Origin of the sequence: Microcoleus sp. K5-D4 (assembly GCF_036704575.1) — a bacterium.
GTDB lineage: Bacteria > Cyanobacteriota > Cyanobacteriia > Cyanobacteriales > Microcoleaceae > Microcoleus.
On the sequence record NZ_JAUBSD010000060.1, the window covers coordinates 24625 to 43724 of the forward strand.

The 19100-nt window shown below is 45.6% G+C and carries 11 protein-coding genes; 6 read left to right on the forward strand and 5 right to left on the reverse strand.

Features of this window, described 5'->3' with window-relative positions; all coding sequences use genetic code 11:
- Nucleotides 1–134 precede the first annotated feature (134 nt).
- The 4 genes from QUA77_RS18655 to QUA77_RS18670 all read right to left on the reverse strand — a co-directional run bounded on the left by QUA77_RS18655 (nt 135) and on the right by QUA77_RS18670 (nt 4260).
- Nucleotides 135–1310 carry an aminotransferase class V-fold PLP-dependent enzyme gene (locus QUA77_RS18655; RefSeq protein ID WP_333451711.1) on the reverse strand — a complete coding sequence of 392 codons (1176 nt, stop codon included), beginning with the start codon at nt 1308–1310 and terminating at the stop codon, nt 135–137.
- 52 nt (nt 1311–1362) lie between these two features.
- On the reverse strand, nt 1363–1968 hold the full coding sequence (locus QUA77_RS18660) for a molybdenum cofactor guanylyltransferase (protein WP_333451712.1): 606 nt from the start codon (nt 1966–1968) through the stop codon (nt 1363–1365).
- A 138-nt stretch (nt 1969–2106) separates the two neighbouring features.
- Nucleotides 2107–3171: an anthranilate phosphoribosyltransferase family protein gene (locus QUA77_RS18665; RefSeq protein WP_333451714.1), complete on the reverse strand. Its 1065-nt coding sequence runs from the start codon at nt 3169–3171 to the stop codon at nt 2107–2109.
- Nucleotides 3172–3285: 114 nt separating this feature from the next.
- Nucleotides 3286–4260, reverse strand: a complete 975-nt coding sequence (locus QUA77_RS18670; protein ID WP_333451716.1) for a LysR family transcriptional regulator — start codon at nt 4258–4260, stop codon at nt 3286–3288.
- Between the two features lie 591 nt (nt 4261–4851).
- Between QUA77_RS18670 and QUA77_RS18675 the strand changes: the two genes are divergently transcribed.
- Nucleotides 4852–8265 carry a PAS domain S-box protein gene (locus tag QUA77_RS18675; protein ID WP_333451718.1) on the forward strand — a complete coding sequence of 1138 codons (3414 nt, stop codon included), beginning with the start codon at nt 4852–4854 and terminating at the stop codon, nt 8263–8265.
- A gap of 35 nt (nt 8266–8300) precedes the next feature.
- On the opposite strand, the gene QUA77_RS18680 is transcribed toward QUA77_RS18675, so the two are convergent.
- Complete coding sequence (locus QUA77_RS18680; RefSeq protein ID WP_333451720.1) at nt 8301–10514, reverse strand: polysaccharide biosynthesis tyrosine autokinase; 2214 nt, start codon at nt 10512–10514, stop codon at nt 8301–8303.
- 440 nt (nt 10515–10954) lie between these two features.
- Here QUA77_RS18680 and QUA77_RS18685 point away from each other — a divergent pair, with 440 nt between their 5' ends.
- The 5 genes from QUA77_RS18685 (at nt 10955) to QUA77_RS18705 (ending at nt 18933) form a co-directional block, all read left to right on the forward strand.
- Nucleotides 10955–13729 carry a polysaccharide biosynthesis protein gene (locus tag QUA77_RS18685; protein WP_333451722.1) on the forward strand — a complete coding sequence of 925 codons (2775 nt, stop codon included), beginning with the start codon at nt 10955–10957 and terminating at the stop codon, nt 13727–13729.
- A gap of 79 nt (nt 13730–13808) precedes the next feature.
- Nucleotides 13809–15143 (forward strand): oligosaccharide flippase family protein, encoded by a 1335-nt coding sequence (locus QUA77_RS18690; protein ID WP_333451724.1) that lies wholly within the window; start codon nt 13809–13811, stop codon nt 15141–15143.
- On the forward strand, nt 15091–16287 hold the full coding sequence (locus QUA77_RS18695; protein WP_333451726.1) for a glycosyltransferase family 1 protein: 1197 nt from the start codon (nt 15091–15093) through the stop codon (nt 16285–16287). The genes QUA77_RS18690 and QUA77_RS18695 overlap by 53 nt, the downstream gene beginning before the upstream one ends.
- Before the next feature lie 28 nt (nt 16288–16315).
- Complete coding sequence (locus QUA77_RS18700) at nt 16316–17680, forward strand: hypothetical protein (protein WP_333451727.1); 1365 nt, start codon at nt 16316–16318, stop codon at nt 17678–17680.
- A gap of 35 nt (nt 17681–17715) precedes the next feature.
- On the forward strand, nt 17716–18933 hold the full coding sequence (locus QUA77_RS18705; RefSeq protein WP_333451729.1) for a hypothetical protein: 1218 nt from the start codon (nt 17716–17718) through the stop codon (nt 18931–18933).
- Nucleotides 18934–19100: the final 167 nt, after the last annotated feature.

Below are 19100 nucleotides of genomic sequence, written 5' to 3' on the forward strand. Positions count from 1 at the left end.
TTATATAACCCTTACTACGTTTATAGTAAGGAGGAATAGTCTGTCTTCTCCCAAACTATGAGAACCGACACCCTAACTACAAACTTATAACTGTTTGTAGCTGGGTGTGATGTTTCTTTTGGGGAAGCTCCAGCTCAAATTCTCGTCAGCTCAACCAGCGCCTTAGCTAAATATTGATACTGCGGCAAAGTATTGTATAACTGAGCCGAAATTCTCACCAACTGCTTACTAGCATTCGGCCAAGGAATCACCGGAACTTCTATTTTAAAAATCTCCCACAGCGCCTCTTGCAAAGGTGGAATTCCTCCCTTTGCAACCTCATCAGACTGGCCGTCTGCCAGAGGCACAACAGCCATCGAACCCACCATTTCATCAGGACAAGGCAGCGGCAAATCTAATTTGTCCGCCAATATTTTTCTCCCCGCCAATGCTAAAGCATGATTCTTTGCCCTCAATTCCGGCCAGCCGCCGCTCAACAAAGAACCCATAAAATCAATAGCTACAGGTACGCACAAATAGGGGCTAGGATCGACTGTCCCCATCCAGTCAAATTCTAATTGAAAGCGCGATTTATCAGCGCGCGGCGAGTTAGCACCGTGACTGATCGTAGTTGGGCGAATTGCATCTTGCTTGTCGCGCCGCACGTATAAAAAGCCCGCACCTTTGGGCGCACACAGCCATTTATGGCAATTTCCCGTATAGTAAGCCGCGCCAATTTCATCTAAATTCAGTGCTACCATTCCCGGCGCATGAGCTCCGTCTACCAATACATCCACGCCACGGTTAGCTAACGCGCCCACTAACTGTTTGATGGGAAAAATTAAACCTGTTTGGCTAACAACGTGGTCTAATAAAGCTAACTTTGTTTGCGGTGAAACGCACTTAATTATTGCTTCAATAATTTGGTCGGGTGATTCAATTGGAAAGGGGACTTCTGCTACTATTACTTTAGCGCCTGTACGCTCGGCTACAAAATTAAGTGTATTGCGGCAAGCGTTGTATTCCTGATTTGTAGTTAGCAATTCGTCGCCCGGAGAAAAACAGAGCGCTCGCAAAACAGCATTTACTCCCGTCGTGGCATTCGGCACAAAAGCCAAGTCATCCTCAGCCGCACCGAGAAATGCTGCTAACTGATTTCTCGCATTATCCAACAAGGGTTCAAATTCCCGCAGAAGGAAGCGCAATGGTTCTCTTTCCAGTTGTTCTCGAAAAATGGTTTGCGCTTCGAGTACGGGAATGGGACAAGCCCCAAAAGAGCCGTGATTGAGGAAAGTTATATTGCGATCAAGCAACCAATATTGGTTAATCATTAGTAATTAGTAATTAGTAATTAGTAATTAGTCATTAGTCATTAGTCAACTGTCAACCGTTAACCATTTTACCTTTTAATTGCTCAAACTCTTGTAATGTATTGCAATTGGATAACATTACTGCTTCTGGTTCCCCTACAGGTAGAGGTATTGAGGAGATTTGATTTAACCACACTTGAAAGGAACGTCCCCCTTTGTCAATAAAACTTTTCAAGCTGGGCAGAGATTGTTGGCGGTAGAAGCCACACAAAGGCTCCCAGCGCGAATTTTGATAAGGCACAACTGCTAAAGTTGATGGGGAAAATTCTGTTAACTGACTTGCCCAATTCTGAATAATCTGGGCATCCAACAAAGGCAAATCGCAAGCTAACAGTAAAATCCACTCGGCGGCAATTTCTGTCAATCCCTGAGTCAATGCAACCAAAGGCCCGGAGCCCGGATTGTACTCTACCAGAAATTGGGATGTTTCGGTTAAGGTCGATCGATAGCGATCGGGCCAAGCAGTCAGAACATAAACTTCGGGGGTTACAACTGCGGCCACTTCCAACGCCCGCTGCAATAGGGATTTGCCCTCAATTTCCAGTAGAGCTTTATCCTTACCCATCCGCGAACTTTGACCGCCTGCAAGCACAATTACAGCAATTTTATGATTAGTCATTAGTCAGTAGTCAGTAGTCAGCAGTCAGTAGTCAGTAGTCATCGCAAGAATTACCTGTTTTGAACAGGCAAGATGCCTGTTCCACAATAATTATTGGAGATGTCTGGTAGTCAGTAGTCAGTAGTTAACAGTCAACAGTCAACTCAAAACACTAACGGCTTGGCTAACTTCCTCAAGTTTTTGCACCACTTGACCGCGACTTAATAAAGTTTCGGCCTCAATCAAACCCGAGTTTATATCCAAACAAACTCCGCTGCGCCACAGATAAAATCCGCCGTTCCAGATAGCGGACTGCATCAATTCCGAGGGTTTTCCCAGCAACACTTCCTGCATTTGTTTGAATAACTCTGGGGCTGATTCAAAGGCAGGATTTGTGTTGCTAAAACCGTAATCTCCGTGAGCTAAAAGCACTCGTTCAAACTCAGCGTCCGGCTTAGCAATGCCGATAATCGCAGTACGATCGCGCGGCAAATCGCAGCTTCCCTCCAATCCTTTGACTGTGGTATAATTTTTGATTCCCCGCAACTCAAAGGCTTTTTGAAACATACCTTCTGTGGGCGGGTGGACGTAGCCGGAGATGACGTTAACGTCGCCGGCACAGGGACACCACATCAACTCCATTGTCGAAAAAGGTGGCCGTTTACCAATTTCGCGGCGGTAGGGAACTAAAGCGGTGGCTTGAGGAAAATGCTTGGGAAGGTAAACAAAACCTAAACCCGTATTGTCAAAAACTTGCTGGACTTTTTCTAAACTCAGTTTTCTCCAGTCAACTCCCAAACCACGCCAAATTTCAATCAGGGGAATGCCTTCTTTCGTTGGCATGGTCTCCCCCCCGTGCATGAGAGTTGGGACGCCAGAGGCAGCTAAAATTAGGGCTGTTAAAGGGCTAATTGGAGCTGTGCGCGATCGCCCGTCGTAAGCAACCCCAAACACGGCGACGGTTGAGACGGAAAAACCTTTTTCTCGGTTTGGGGGGGCAAGCATAGGCCCCAATTCTTCATAAGCATCCAGCATTCCGGCTAATTCTTCGCCGGTGGGCCGTTTAATGCGGTGGGAAATCATAAAAGCTCCGATTTGAGCTGGTGTTGCTTCCCCCAGCAGCATCATCCGCGTGGCTGCTGCTGCTTCGGAGCGAGTTAAGTTTTCTCCTGTGTGTACTCCGCTGCCAATTTTTCGCAGCAGTTCTCTAAATGCGTCACTCATAACTTTTAAAGTTAGTAATGGGTAGTTGGTAGTTAGTAATTGGTAGTTAGTAATTGGTAATATTTGAATCCGTTTAAATTTAAACTTCCCAAAATTCAATTCAAAATTATCGAATTAACTCCCTGATTTTTCTAGCTTGATTAAATCAAATGGCGGCACAAATTCGCGTACCAGATTCCAGAAATGGGCGATCGGCGGAATTTGCATTCGATCGTGAGTTGTCACCAACACCACTTCGCGAGTCCAAGTGGGATCGGCTGCCAATTGACCGATCGTCGAAACCTTGGAATTTGACCGATCTTGGGCGATCGACCGAATAGCTAAAGTGCGATCGCCCTTCGCCTCCAGCAAAGCTGAATGCGGCAGCAAAGCAATCAACTCTCCCTGTCGCACCACACCCCGAAAAGCATCAAGAGTGTTGAGTTCCAAAACAGCATGAAGTTTAGCACCGATGCGTCCAAATTGTTCTTGCACCATCCGCTGCATTCCGTACCCGTCCTTAAACACCACTTGCGGGTAACAAATCAATTCCGGCCAAGGTACTCGTTCGTACTGAGCCAGGGGATGACCCGCCGCCATCAACACCTCGATCGGCTCATTGTAGAGCACCTCAACCAACATTTCCGGGGCTTGAGTAAAATAGCGGTTGTTCATCACCACCGCTATGTCCACCAAACCGTCTTTGAGGACTTTTAGGGCTCGATCGCTTCCGAGGGAAGTCACCCGCAACTGCACGTCTGGATAGTCGCGGCAAAACTTTTGCAGCACAGGCGGCAAATAAGCAGCGCAAACCGAGTGAATCGCAGCCACGCAAAGTTCCGGCTGCTTTCCCGCCCGTAAGTCTCCCAATTCTTCAGCAGCATTTTGCCAAGTCTGACAGATTTTGCGAGCGTGAGGTAGCAGGCATTCCCCTCCCACAGTCAGTTTCGCGTGGGCCGTGCGGTGAAACAGCGACAAACCCACTTCCGCTTCTAATCCCTGCACTTGGCGGCTAATAGTCGATTGGGTAACGCCACACTTCCGGGCCGCTTGCTGAAAGCTACCAGTTTCAGCAACTGAAAGAAATGCTTGAAGCTGCTCTAAGCGCATGGAGGTTTAATTCGAGATGGTTTCAGAAATTTGACTGGAAGATAATCTGTGACATTAACCGATTTAGTAGCAGAATTTAGTAGACTTTGATACAGGTACAGATTAGTTTTCATTCCGAGGCGAGAGGCGGGGATGGTTCGCTCCAAGTATGAATCTGCTCCGGCAGGATTTCTGAGCCTCGAAGTAGAGGTCGATTCTCCTATGTTGAAGGGATTTCTGAATCTGCAAAGTTATCAAAAAATAGATTCAATAAAGATGAATTTATCGAATATTGCAAGCTTCTAGCTAAACCGTGTCAATGAACGGCACTCTAGTAATCCCTTCATCCCGTGCGCTCAATTGCTCTGTTTTTCCGTAAGTTGTGAATTCAAAATATAGCATTGAATTTCGTACCTCCTGGGGAATTATAGTACCTCACTCTCCCTTAACCTCTCAATAAATTTACGAATATTTCAGGCAGGTTAAAGCCTGCTGTGAACTTTCCTCCCCGGACTAAAGTCACTCTTGTTTTATGTTTTTTTGTGTATAAACTAGAAATTAGCGGTTCAGCAACACAAGTGCAACTAGGATCGATCGCACAGGAAAGCCGAAATGCTGCCATTTATTAAGATTATGTCATTTAACCACAATTTTATTCCCCAAGATGGCTGTTGCCAGTGGCAACCCCAGTTGATGGGACTGCACGCGGTCAGCGATTTGTTAATTGCCTTGGCTTATTATTCAATTCCAGCAATTCTGACATACTATGCCCGGAAGCAGCGGGACGTGCCTTTGAGCAAGGGGTTTCTGCTATTGGGAGCCTGGTTTTTCTGCGGCGGGACAACTCACTTGATGCAAGTTTGGATGCTGGTGCATCCCAGCTACTGGCTGTCAAGTTTGATCGCCGCCGTTACCGCTATCATCTCTTTGTGGGCTGTAGCATCCCTGATACCCTGGGTTCCTCAAGTGTTGGCTGGGGCTGGGGCGGTCTCTTTTCCAGGAAATACGGCGCTGGGAACCCAAAAGGTCGATCGACTGCAAGCCAACTCTGCTATTACAAATTCCGTCCCCTCCCTCACAACCGAACTCCAGCAAATTAACCAGCAATTGCTTGCAGAAATAACACAGCGCGAGCGAGTCGAGGACCTCCTGCTTGACACTGTAGACAAGTTGCAAGAAAGCGAAGAACGCTTCCGCGTTTTTCAGGAATTATCTCTAGACGGATTTAACGTATTCCGCAGCATCCGCGACGAATCCACAATTGTGGATTTTGAATGGGAATACGTCAATCCCGCAGCGGCAAAAATGCAACACCGTACCCCTGAAGAATTAACGGGCAAGCGATTGCTGCAAGTGCTGCCTGGTCATAAAGATAACAATTTGTTCGACCGTTACGTGCAAGTTGTAGAAACAGGAATTCCCCTCGATACCGAGATTTATTACAACAACGAAGGCATTATCGCCTGGTTTCGGATTATGACCGTTAAATTGGGCGACGGCATTGCTATTTCTTTTAGCGATATTACTGGGCGTAAGCAAGTAGAAGCATCCCTGCGCGAGGCGCTACAAAAACTCACTTCTCATTTTGAAAATACCCCCCTAGCGGTGATTGAGTGGGATGAAAATTTTCGTCTCAGCGGGTGGTCGCCGGCGGCACAGAAGATTTTTGGGTGGGAAAAAATAGAAGTTTTAGGCAAGCATTTTAGCGAATGGAACTTTATTTCTAAGGGCGATTTGGAAGAGGTAGAATCGGCAATTTATAGTTTAAAAAAACCCGAAAATCGCTGCAATGTAGTTCGCAACAGCAATTATAATAAGTGGGGTTCGTTGGTACACTGCGAATGGTACAATTCGGCTTTTTACAGCGATTCGGGACAGTTGGTATCGGTGCTGTCTCTGGTTTTGGACGTGACGGAACGTTTTAAATTTCTGGAAGTGCTGCGACAGTCTGAAGAGCGGTTTCGGATTGCTGCAGAAAGTGCCAGCGATTTGATTTACGAATGGGATATCGAAACCGGGATCGTGCTGTGGTTCGGTCACGTAGACGAACATTTGGAGTACGCAAAAGGGGGATTTCCGAGGACAAGAGCAGCTTGGAACAGTATCTTGCACCCGATCGACCGCGATCGAGTTTTGGCCGCAGTCGATCGGTATTTGAGTGCGCCAGACAGTTCTGCCGCCCCATTTTTTCAGGAATACCGCGTTCAGTGCCAGCGGGGCCGCTTGCTCCACTGGATCGATCGGGGCAAAGCAGTGCTTGACAAACAAGGCAATCCCTACAAATGGATCGGCGTGATTAGCGACATCACCGCTCGCAAAGAGGCCGAAGAACAGCGGAATTGGGCATTGGCGCGGGAACAGGCCGCCCGTCGCCAAGCCGAAGCCAGCGAACAGTTGTACCGCGTCCTCGCTGAAGCCATCCCACAAATAGTTTGGACTGCCAAAGCCGACGGCTGGCTCGACTACTACAACCAGCGCTGGTTTGAATATACTGGCTTGACCCTGGAGGAAACTCAAGGCTGGGGGTGGCAGCTAGCCCTGCATCCAGATGACGTGGAAAATTCCGTAGAAAGCTGGAAGACCTCGGTGGAGACAGGGAAGACTTACGAGGTGGAATACCGTTTTAAACGGGCATCTGACGGATCTTATCGCTGGCATCTGGGCAGGGCATTGCCCGTGCGGGACGCTGACGGGAAAATTCTCAAATGGTTCGGGACTTGTACTGATATTGACGATCGCCAGCGATCGGCCCAAACAGCCTATTTTAACGCTCAAGCTTTGGCTTTGCTGTCGTCGGCTTCCCTGGATTACGAGAAGGCGCTGCAAGGTTTGGCAGATTTAACAGTACCGGAGCTGGGGGATTGGTGCTGTGTGCATTTGCTTGATGCCGACGGCTCGATCCGCTTGCAAGCAGTTGCTCACTCAGATCCGAGCAAAGTCGCTCTGCTGCGGCAAATCGATCGGCGTATGCCACTAGACCCCCAGGGACGGCACGGAGTAGCAAAGGTGCTGCGGACTGGTGAGTCGAAGCTCTACCCAGAAATACCGGAATGGGTGATCGAAGCGGTTGTGCCGGACAAGGAACTGCAGTTGGTGCTGCGATCCCAATCCCAAGTGCTGTCGGCAATCTGCGTGCCGCTGATCGCTCGCGGGCGGACGCTGGGAGCGATTTCGTTGCTGTGCGGGGAGTCGGGCCGCCGCTGCGGGCAGGAGGATTTGGTTTTGCTGGAGGATTTGGCGCGGGATGCCGCGGTGGCGATCGACAATGCGCGGCTTTACCGGGAAGCAGCGGAGGCTAACCGGATTAAAGACCAGTTCTTGGGAACGCTTTCTCACGAGTTGCGGACGCCTCTGAACGCCATTTTGGGCTGGGCGCAGATGCTGCGGCAGCGCCAGATGAGTGCCGAAAAAACGGCTGTCGGTTTGGAGACTATTGAGCGAAACGCGCGGTTGCAGACTCAGATGATTGAGGATTTGCTCGACGTTTCCCGGATTGTGAGCGGCAAAGTCTGTTTGAAGCTGTTCCCGGTGGATTTGGTGCGGATTGTAGAAACGGCGGTGAAGGCGCTGACCCCTGATGCTGAAGCTAGGGGAATTGAATTGGCGAGTTTTTGTGGCGAAGGGGTGAGCTTGGTGAGAGGCGATGCTACTCGTTTGCAGCAGGTGGTGTGGAATTTGCTCTCGAATGCTATTAAGTTTACGCCCCCGTCGGGTCGCGTGGAAATCACGCTCTTGGAGGATGGGGAACCGGGAGCAGCGGGTGGCGCTATGTTGTCTGGGCCGTCTCCGGTTCACTCTGTTTTGATCGTTGTCAGCGATACGGGAATTGGCATCAGCAAGGAGTTTTTGCCCTTTGTTTTCGATCGCTTCCGCCAAGCTGACAGCACTTCTACGCGCAATTACGGCGGGCTGGGACTGGGATTGGCGATCGTCCGCCATCTCGTGGAACTCCACGGCGGCAGTGTCTGGGCCGAAAGTCCTGGGGAAGGACTCGGCTCGACTTTCGGAGTGCGGCTGCCAATTTAGTCAGTTGTCCGTTAACAGTTAACTGTTGTTATTGGTTACTGGTTATTCGTTTTTTTAATACCAGGACTCTGCTCTTGAGTGTAAGATTCATTGGTAAAATAGTAATGGCTGTGCGGTTCGTTTTTAGGACTTACTCCATTCACCACTAAGCCCAGAACGTGCTGATTTGATTTCTTCAATAGCTCCTTCGCAAAAGCCACAGTACCAGAATGAAGAACTCCAGGTCGCACTACCAATAAAATCCCATCTGCTTTATTCCCGAGAATCAGAGCATCAGCAGCAACATTCAAAGCAGGAGTATCAACGATCACGGCATCATAACTCGCCGAAAATTGCTTAATTAATAAAGTGAGCCGCTGCGAGTCCAACAGAGCCATTGGGTTAGGCGGAATCACGCCGCAAGTGAGCACATCTAAATTATCCATAACTTGGGCGATCGCATCCCCAAATCCAGCTTGTCCGACTATCACGTTGCTCAAGCCTACTTGATTGGGAAGTTCCCAAATCCGATGTTGAACAGGACAGTGCATATCCCCATCTACCAACAAAACCTTCCTTCCTAATTGAGCTATAGCTACAGCCAAATTAGCAGATACCGTAGACTTGCCTTCTTGCGGTAGCGAACTACTGACAACAATAACTTTCAGCTCTTTATCAGAACTCAGGAATCTCAGATTTGCCTGAAGCATTCGATAAGCAGCACTGCTCGAAGTATGAGGAGTATCTCTAACCACAATCTGTCGGGGAGATAGCTCTAAATCCTGCGTAACAGACTTAATCTGCCGGGAATTGCGCCGAGGATTTTTGTCCGGCTTTCTATGCAAAGGAATTACCCCCAACAAAGTAAACCCAAACAATTCCCTCGCCTCTTCAATAGTTTTCACAGACTTATCTTGAGATTCTAAAAGTATCGCCGCAGCTATAGCTAGCAGAGTTCCCAACAAACCCCCAGATACCAGCAATAAAAGCTTGCGAGAACGTACTGGTTCTTCAGGAACACTCGCCTTTTGGATAATCCTAGCATTCCCCACTTGCTGATTTTCAGTAATCCGAATTTGCTGAAGTTTTTTCTGCAATTCTTCGTAATCAGCTTCGGCTTCTTGGAGTTTCCTTTCAAGTTGGCGCTTTTCTTTCTCTAGCTTCGGCAAAACTTTAACCCGCTGCCTGTAGCCAGCTAGAGCATTTGATAAAATAGTAACTCGCTCAGCCAAACCCTGGCGTTCTACATCTACCTTAATAAATTCTTCGATCAGTTTTGGTTTCACCTCTCCTATCTGTAAAGTTTGATTTGGCAACAGCTTTCCTTCGCCTAAAACTTGTTGTATTTGTTGGTCTAGTAAAGCTTTCATAGTAGCTTTCTTAGTTTCTAACCTAGTTATTACAGGCGAAGTTTCCAGGTAGCGGTTTTGCTCAATTGCTAACTGCCGCTCGATCTGTTTGTACTCTTTGAGAGCTTCCTGCACAGTGCTAGATTGGCTGAGAGTGCTGGCGGTCAATGCTTGCTGGGGATTCATTTGTAATTCGTCTTCAAATGCTTTGGACTTAGCACTTGCCTTGAGCAAATCAGACTTAGCTTGGTCGATTTGACTTTCTAGTCCCGCCATAACTGCCACTGCTGATTTAGCTTCTTCTTCAAGATTTACAACTTTATTATTTTCTTTAAATTGGCTCAATTCTCCCGCGGCTTTTCGCATAATTTTCTCTGAATTAGGCAGTTTTTTTTCAATAAACTGTCGAACAGACACAGCTTCTAAGCGATTGACTTTTTGATTGTTATCTATATAATAGTTCATTAGGGTTTTTACGACATTTGCTGCTACTTGCGGATTTTTGTGTTTGTATGAAATCCTGAGAATATCAGCTCCCCGAATAGTAGCTACAGTCAGATTTTTCAAAAAATCTTGGGTTTTGAGATGATTATTTTCGTCGTCTTTTAACTGAAGTATATTTATAGTTTTTTCAATAATTTCTAGAGATCGAACGAGTTCTATCTCAGTAGTCAGAGGGTTACTTTGCTCCGCGGCAGGAGTCAACTGTCCGATTTCTTTTCCCAATTCTGTTAAAGCCGAACCAGGAGTTGTTTTCTTAAATAACAGCTTTCCTTCTGCTTCATAGATGGGCTTTTCCTCGATCGCACTGTAGCTGACGAGTGCAATAACGGAGGCAAATACAACTAAAGCTGGCAGCCACCTGCGCTTAAGAATCTGCCAGTATTGCTGAAATCCGATACCACTTTCAGTTGATTCCATCAGTTACTCCCGAAAAATGATTCTTGGTAAACAGTAACACCCTAGGCTTTTCAACTCATTATTGAGGATATCTATTGTATCACTTAAGTCAAGCACTGTCATGGTTGAAACAAATATATGTGTGTTCCCCATAACAAATAAGTTATATATTTTTGTTAAAAACAAGTAAAGAATTATAAATTTACGAGCAAGGGAACCAGTATTAGGAGAAGATTGACTCAGCATTAAAATCTCAGAATTCAATCTAAAAAAAGAATAAAAACAACAATTAGGAGAGGCGAAGTATTCTTGGTAATCGCCTTAATGATATCACTTGAGTGATGCCGGATTAAAAGAAAGGCGGATTAATTTCAGTGGGCTGGGCGGTATAAAAAAATACCTCAGCATTAGGTACTAGATATAGGTTTAGTAAAGTTTTTGTGTAATAGGGTAGGATGAATATGAGCGCCAAAAAAATCAGCAAAGTGTTGGTGGGATTAAGAACCCGTCATTTTTTAATAATCGATGCAATTTGTTTAGCGATCGCACCGTTATTGGCCCTGGCAATTCGTTTAGATGATACATTAACTCTGGCTCCCTATCTACACAGTCTAGCGTTAGTGACAGTATTATTTGTAGCAGTCAAATTAGCAGTATTTTATGCCGGGGGATTCTACAAGCGTTACTGGCAGTATGCGGGTCTGGAAGAAATGACACAAATAGCGATGCTGATAGGTATATCCCTAGCAGTGGAAATTATCTTGTTCCAACAACTCTACCACCTAAATAATTCGTCGCGCGCTCTGCCACGATCGCTGCCGCTACTAGACGCTATCATTAGCTTTTTGTTAGTTGGGGCCATTCGTTTCAGCATTCCAGCCCTCGAAAGATGGAACCAAAAACCGTGGAAAGTTCAGCAACGCGATCGCGTCCTGATAGTCGGTGCGGGCAGTGCAGGCACATCTCTGATGCAAACGATGCAGAGGAGCCCGGAGGTAGGACTAGATCCAATCGCTTTTATTGACGACGACCCCAAAAAAATCTCCAAGCAGATTGGCAGACTGACTGTAGTCGGCAATCGCTGTAACATTCCGGAAGTAGTTCGATCGCTAAATATCGGCAAAGTCATGATTGCCATCCCCTCAGCTCCGGGAAAAGAGATTAGGGAAATCGTAGAAATTTGCCAGTCAATTGGAATTCCAACCAGCACCCTCCCCGGCCTCAATGAAATCATCAAAGGCCGCGTCAGTTTAGGTAGCCTCAGAGAAGTACAGATTGAGGACTTGCTCCGCCGCGCCCCCATTCAAACCGATACCCAGAAAGTCTTGGGATTGATTGGAGGCAAGAAAGTTCTAGTTACTGGTGCCGGGGGCTCCATCGGCAGCGAACTTTGTCGGCAAATATTAAAGTGCGCTCCTGCGGAAATCATCATCGTCGGACATGGAGAAAATTCTGTATTCAACATTCAACAAGAACTCACAAAAGTCCTGTCAGAACTCAAAAAGACCAGCAAAACCCAAACAGATATTACTCGCCTGACAGCTTTTATCGCCGACATTCGTTTGATAGATCGCTTAGAGTACGTTTTTGAAAAAAATAGACCAGACATCATTTTTCATGCAGCGGCTCACAAACACGTACCCATGATGGAATTAAACTCGCCGGAAGCGATTACTAACAATGTGCGGGGGACGAAAAATCTCTTGGAGCTGGCGTTGAAATACAATGTGGAAAACTTTGTAATGATTTCCACTGACAAAGCGGTGAATCCAACTAGCATTATGGGAGCTAGCAAAAGAGTTGCCGAAATGCTGGTGCTGCAAGCAGCAAAAAAAAGCAAAAACCCCTTTGTAGTGGTTCGTTTCGGTAATGTTCTTGGCAGCCGCGGTAGCGTCGTACCCACTTTCAAGCGACAAATTGCTGAGGGCGGGCCGATCACAATTACCCATCCAGATATCTGTCGCTATTTCATGACAATTCCCGAAGCAGTTCAACTCGTTTTGCAGGCAGCAGTCCTGGGCGGCGGCGGGGAAGTATTCATGCTCGACATGGGGGAACCGATCCGAATTTTCGATTTAGCAAAGGACTTGATCCGACTCTCAGGATATGAAGTGGGTCAAGACATAGAAATCGCGTTTACAGGGCTGCGACCTGGAGAAAAATTGTTTGAAGAACTGTTTATTCCGGGCGAGCAATACAACCGCACTAAACACGAAAAAATTCTCAGCTTGGGCAATGCCAGTCGCATAGTGAAAGAAAATATCGATCTGGAAGTAGAAGCTCTTTGTCAAGCAGGCGATCGCAATGATACAAATTTAATAGTTTCAATGTTACAGCAGTTAGTGCCTGAGTACGTACCAGGATATTCAACAGCCAATTTGCACGCAAATACAGCCACAGAAATAACCGCTCCAGCAAAGATTAGCAGTGCAGCATCAGTTCAGTTGGAGAATGATTTGCTGGTGGCTCTTGCCAATGAGGAGTTTCGGATTCACTATCAGCCGATCGTCTGCCTGGAAACCAACCAAATTAGTAGTTTTGAAGCACTGTTGCGCTGGCAGCACCCCAATCGAGGTTTGCTTTGGCCAGACGAATTCCTAACACTCTCAGAAGAAACGGGCTTGATTATTCCTATTGGCGAGTGGGTACTGCGGCAAGCTTGCAGCCAGATGCGAATTTGGCAGTCGCAATTTGGTCTTCAGTCTCCTTTAACAGTCAGCGTGAATCTAACTAGCAAACAGTTTTTCCAAGCTGACTTAATCCAGACAATATGCCAAATATTGAAGGAGACAAATCTTGATGCTTCTAGTTTGAGGTTAGAAATTCCTGAATATGTTGTGACGGAAAATCCCGATTTGGCTGGGTCTGTTTTTGTTCAAATTAAAAGTTTAGGGTTGCAAGTACAAATAGACCACTGCGGTCTCAGTGATTTATCATTAACTCACCTCTACCAATTGACGCGGCTGAAGTATGGGAAATTCGACAGTTTGAAGCTAGATTGCTCTTTAGTCAGCGGGCTTGATGCTAGCAACCCGAACTTAGAAATTCTTCACAAAATTATTGCCATAACTCAGGAGTTAGGCATGGGCATGATTGCCACAGGAGTTGAAACGAGATGGCAAATAGCTGAACTCAAAGCTCTGAAATGCCTCTACGGACAGGGATACTTTTTCTCGAAGCCTGTAGAATGCGCGGCGGTAGGGAACTTGATAGGGGGTATGGCTGCTAAAATTTAATGGGGCATTTGTGAATAACTTTGAAATGGGAAATATAGGATTTAAATTCACCAATTAGCAAGCAGGTAATTAGGTACTAATGCAACAGTTGAAACCACTAACATTACGCCGGAATTTTTCCTGGACTTTCACGGGTAATCTCGTTTATGCGGCTTCCCAGTGGGGGATGTTAGTAGTGCTAGCTAAATTGGGCAGTCCTGAAATGGTGGGTCAATTTACCTTGGGTTTGGCGGTGACAGCACCTGTTATCATGTTTACTAATCTGCAACTGCGAGGTATCCAAGCGACAGATGCGAAAGGAGACTATGTTTTTAGCGATTATCTAGGTCTGAGGTTAATAGGCACTGGGTCAGCACTCTTGATAATTGCGGGAATTACGCTCAAAGCTGGATATCGGTGGGAGACTTCACTGGTGATTTTGGCGATCGCCCTGGCAAAGGCTTTTGAGTCGATCAGCGATGTGTTTTACGGCTTGATTCAACAACACGAACGGATGGATCGGATTGCGATCGCCCTGATGATTAAAGGCCCTTTATCGCTGTTACTTTTAGGCATCGGAGTTTCTCTGACTGGGAGTGTTGTAGGAGGAGCGATCGGATTAGCAATTGCCTGGGGTTTAGTCCTATTCGCTTGGGATCTTCGCAATGGTAGATTAATTTTAAAGAATTCCTCGCATGGCAGAGAGAGAGAAGGTTTATTTGTTGCCGATGCTCAACCTGCAAACAGCCACAATCCCTTGTACCCGCGCTGGCACCGAAAAACTTTGAGCAAGTTAGTTTGGCTTGCTTTACCTCTGGGTTTTGTGATGATGTTGATTTCGCTGAATACTAACATTCCTCGATACTTTATCGAGCGGTATTTGGGCGAACGCGAACTGGGAATTTTCGCTGCCATGTCTTACCTGATGGTGGTTGGGCAGATGGTAGTTAGTGCGCTAGCGGAGTCTGCAAGTCCGCGACTAGCAAAATATTATGCAGCGGGAAATAGCACTGCTTTTCGCACACTTTTGCTCAAGCTGGTGGGGGTTGGCTTGATGTTAGGTGCGGGAGGCGTTTTTGTCGCGGTTGTTGCCGGCAAACCAATCTTAACTTTACTTTATAAACCGGAATATGCCGATCGAGCAGATTTGTTCCTATGGCTGATGGTGGCTGCGGGTATTTGGTACGTTTCTGCCTTTTTGGGTTACGGGATGACGGCAGCTAGATACTTTCGAGTGCAAATGCCTTTGTTTGTTTTGGTAACGGGGAGTTCTGCGATCGCTTGTCTGTGGTTAATTCCAATTATGGGACTTCAAGGGGCGGCGCTGGCGCTGATCGTTACTGCAATTGTTCAAACAGTTTTTAGTTTAGGAGTTATCCTCTATGCACTGCACAGACTCGACAGATATCAAGGAACAAAATCAAACATCGACTAAGCAGCGTCCCATCCGTATTCTTCATGTCGTCGGCGGCATGAATCGGGGCGGCATAGAAACTTGGCTGATACACATTTTGCGAAATATCGATCGCGATCGTTTCCATATGGACTTTGTAGTTCACACTGAGAAACCCTGTCCTTACGATGGCGAAGTGCGTGCTCTTGGCAGCAAGATTATCCCCTGCCTCGCTCCTGCAAAACCTTGGCTATACGGTCGCAACTTTAAACGAATTCTACGCGAATACGGGCCCTATGACATTGTTCACAGTCATGTCCACCACTTCAGCGGTTACGTTCTTTGGTTGGCAAAACAAGCCGGCATAGCTGTCCGCATTGCCCAAAGCCATAACGATACCTCCTCAGTTCAGGCAAAAGCAGGGTGGTATCGGCGTTTGTATCTGGCTTTAACAGAATGGTGGGTCGATCGCTACGCAAAAGTCGGTTTAGGAGTTAGCCACAAGGCAGCCGCGTCTCTATTCGGTTCAGCATGGTCAACCGATCCGCGCAGGCAAATTCTTTACTATGGCATCGATCTAACTCCGTTCCAGTCTGCTGTCAATTCGGTTGCTATTCGGACTGAATTGGGTTTACCTGCGGATGCTTTTGCGATCGGTCATGTAGGCAGATTTATCGAACAAAAGAACCATCTGTTTCTGTTGGAAATCGTGGCGGAAGTTGCCAAACGAGAACCAAAAATGCGCCTATTACTGATAGGTGATGGTTCGCTGCGCCCAGAAATCGAACAGAAAGTTATTCAGCTTGGTTTGACAGACCGTATTATTTTCGCAGGTGTCCGACCTGACGTACCCCAGTTAATGCTAGGTGCTATGGATGTATTCCTTTTGCCATCCTTTCACGAAGGGTTGCCCTTAGTATTGCTAGAAGCACAAGCGGCTGGACTTCCCTGTATTTTTTCCGATGTCATTACCGAGGAAGTCGATATTGTCAAGCCTCTGGTGCGGCGAATTTCCTTGTCGCAATCTGCATCGGATTGGGTCGAGGCAGTTTTGGCAGCACGAGGCGATACATCAACCATTACCCAATCGGATGCACTAGGGGTTTTAGAAAAGAGTTCTTTCAGTATTGATATGAGTGTAAAAGAGCTAACAAAAGTCTATGAGGCTAACTTTTCTAGCTGCTAGCATTAGTCATTTTTCGTGATTTTATTTTATGTTAGACCTGCTGTTTTGGTTGAGCTTTTTATATTGGACGGTGCTACCATCGACCAAAACTCCGTGGTTTGAAATTGAATCGATACCTGTTAACGGCAAAGACATACTTCTTGTAGTAGTCGCTTGCATATTCCTGTTGTGTCCAAGGAGGAAAAAAACCTCAAATACCACCTTACAAAGACGGGAACATCTAATCAACGCCTTCCTCGAACCTTGGCATTATCACTTGCCGATATTGACAGTTAGCCTGATATTTTATGCTACGCTATCCCTTCAAGATAGCCGCATCGACCCGCGCGATGCTAAGGGAATGATGTGTACCCTGGTTTTGACAGCATCCAGCTTTTTGCTTGGCTATAATGCGATCGCAAAAAGACCCGCTGCATCTGTACGGCTATTTCTCTGGCGACTTACAGTTGGTTTAGCTGGAGTAGGGCTGTTATACACAGTTGCATCTTTATCATCCTTCCAGTTTGCAGGTGTAAGAAGCGCCCTAATTAACGATCCGACAGTGCGGGTACAAGGCCCGTTGTTTGGGTCAGATGATGGATATTTTGTGCTAATACCAGCGTTGGCATTTGCGATTCAAGAGCTGATTCAAACTCCTACCAAACGTTTATTTAAGCTTACCATTATTTTTATTTTAATGCTGACTCTAATCGGTCTTGGGTCACGGGGCGCAATACTCATTATTGGTGTATTTCTTTGTTTAACTATTTTATTTAATAAAAATAAGAAAATTGCTGCCCTTGCTGCTCTGGGAGTAATTGTTTTCGTAATGATAGCAGCAGCAATAGTATTTGCAACATCAAATACTGGCGAGCGCTTGCAGTCCTTGGAAGACTCATCCCGTTCAGATACATACTTAACATCTTTTAAAATTATTGGTAATCGGACTACCGACTTGAATATTTTGGGGTCTGGTTATGGCTCTTATTGGGATTGGTATATTCTAGATATTGAGGATGGTTCAGATGCAGAGGGAGGAAGAACTTTTAAGATAATACGAACTTCCTTCGGACCAATTTTATATCACCCTCACTCAACTTTTTTGCTACTAATTGTCGAGCTTGGAATGGCTGGTTTTCTATATTTTATGTTTTTGTGGAGTGTTTATGCTCGTCTCCTGCTTCGGGATTCAAGAAAATTGGAATTTCCAATCTTAGGCTGTGGTATTGTTGCTTCAGGATTTTCACTATTTATGAATTTTTTCATTTTTAGACTGCAAATGCTCACTTGTCTGTGGTGGATTTTCCTATTCGGTGCTTTAGCCTTGAGTTCAAGTGCGAGTTCGTGTAGAACAGAAAATACTATTCCTCCCCAGGAACGATCGCAGTTTGCAAGACACGCTGACCGACTTTAAAAAGCTAGCAAGATAATCGCATAGGAATTTAACAAATGAATAATAATAACAGAAAAATAACGAATAAGTTTCCTAGTAAATTAATTAGAACATTGTCGGCTTTATTGATTTCAGTTATTTTTTATTTTAGTTCGTGCAATAGTTCTGATGTCAGCTTATCCTGTGCAGGTCGTCTCCCCGTTCTTCCTACTACTAATCCTATAGTTAAGGTGCGTGCTGACGGTACTGCTATGGTTAATGGCAAGCCCTTCTTTCCCTTTGGTTTTTATCACGTTTCCTGGGTATCTACTGCGGACGTTCGCATGAACCACGTACGTGAAATTGCGGCGGCAGGATTTAATATAATTCACGCTTCTTTTAAAAGGTTTGAAAAGTTTGAAGAATATGAAAAATTTCTCGATGAGTCTGAGCGAATCGGTATTTACGTTCTGACTGAATTTGAGTTAGTACCAACGGTCGATCCTATTCAAGTTGTAAATAAATTTAAGAATAAATCAGCGATTTTTGGTTGGAGTATTGCTGATGATGTCGATAGTAACAAAGATGGATTTACTTTGAATCAGGTTTTAGATTTACATTGTAAGTTTAAAACTGCCGACCCCGCTCACATAACCTATATTAGCGGTAGCAAAGAAAAAAAAATTTCTAATTTTATTAATAGTGCTGATGCAGTAGGAGTTCAAGCTTATCCTGTGGGATTAGAGCTACCATTAAATTCGGTTAAAAATATAATTTCTATTGCTCGCGATGCTGCTCCCAACAATCGTTTAATTATTGGAAACTTGCAGTCATTTCGGTGGTATGAGAAAGGCGCGGCGGTACCAACTTTTGATGAGGTACGTAATATGACATATCAGGCAATTTTAGCGGGTGCGAAAGGAATTATTTACTACACTTATTACGATCGAGAGTGGACTTTACAGGAACATCCAGATTTATGGATGGGAATCAAATCTTTAGTACCCGAAATGCAAGCAATTAACTCGTTCTTACTAGAAGGAGATTTCAAAACTATTGAGACGGGTGCGAAAAACATCTTAGCTGGAATTTGGGTGCATCAAAACCAAAATCTAGCTGTTTTCATCAATACTTCATACGATCGTACTGCTCAAGTGGCGATTAAACTTCCCGGAAATGTGAGAGAAGTACAACCTATGTTTTCAGGTCATGCTTCTGGCATGAGCTTCAAAAATGGTCAACTCAGTGGTTTCCTCAATCCCTTAGATGTTCACGTTTATAGTCTGAGAAGCTGATTCATGAATGTTGTTTTTGCTTGAGAACATCGATGCGATCGCACCCCCGACGGACAGGTACGGTTTTAAGGATTACTTTTGTGACACAGGTAAGTAGTCAAACAAAATTAATTACACAAACAACTAATATGATATAATAAAAAATATCAAGTTTTGTTCAAAGAGGT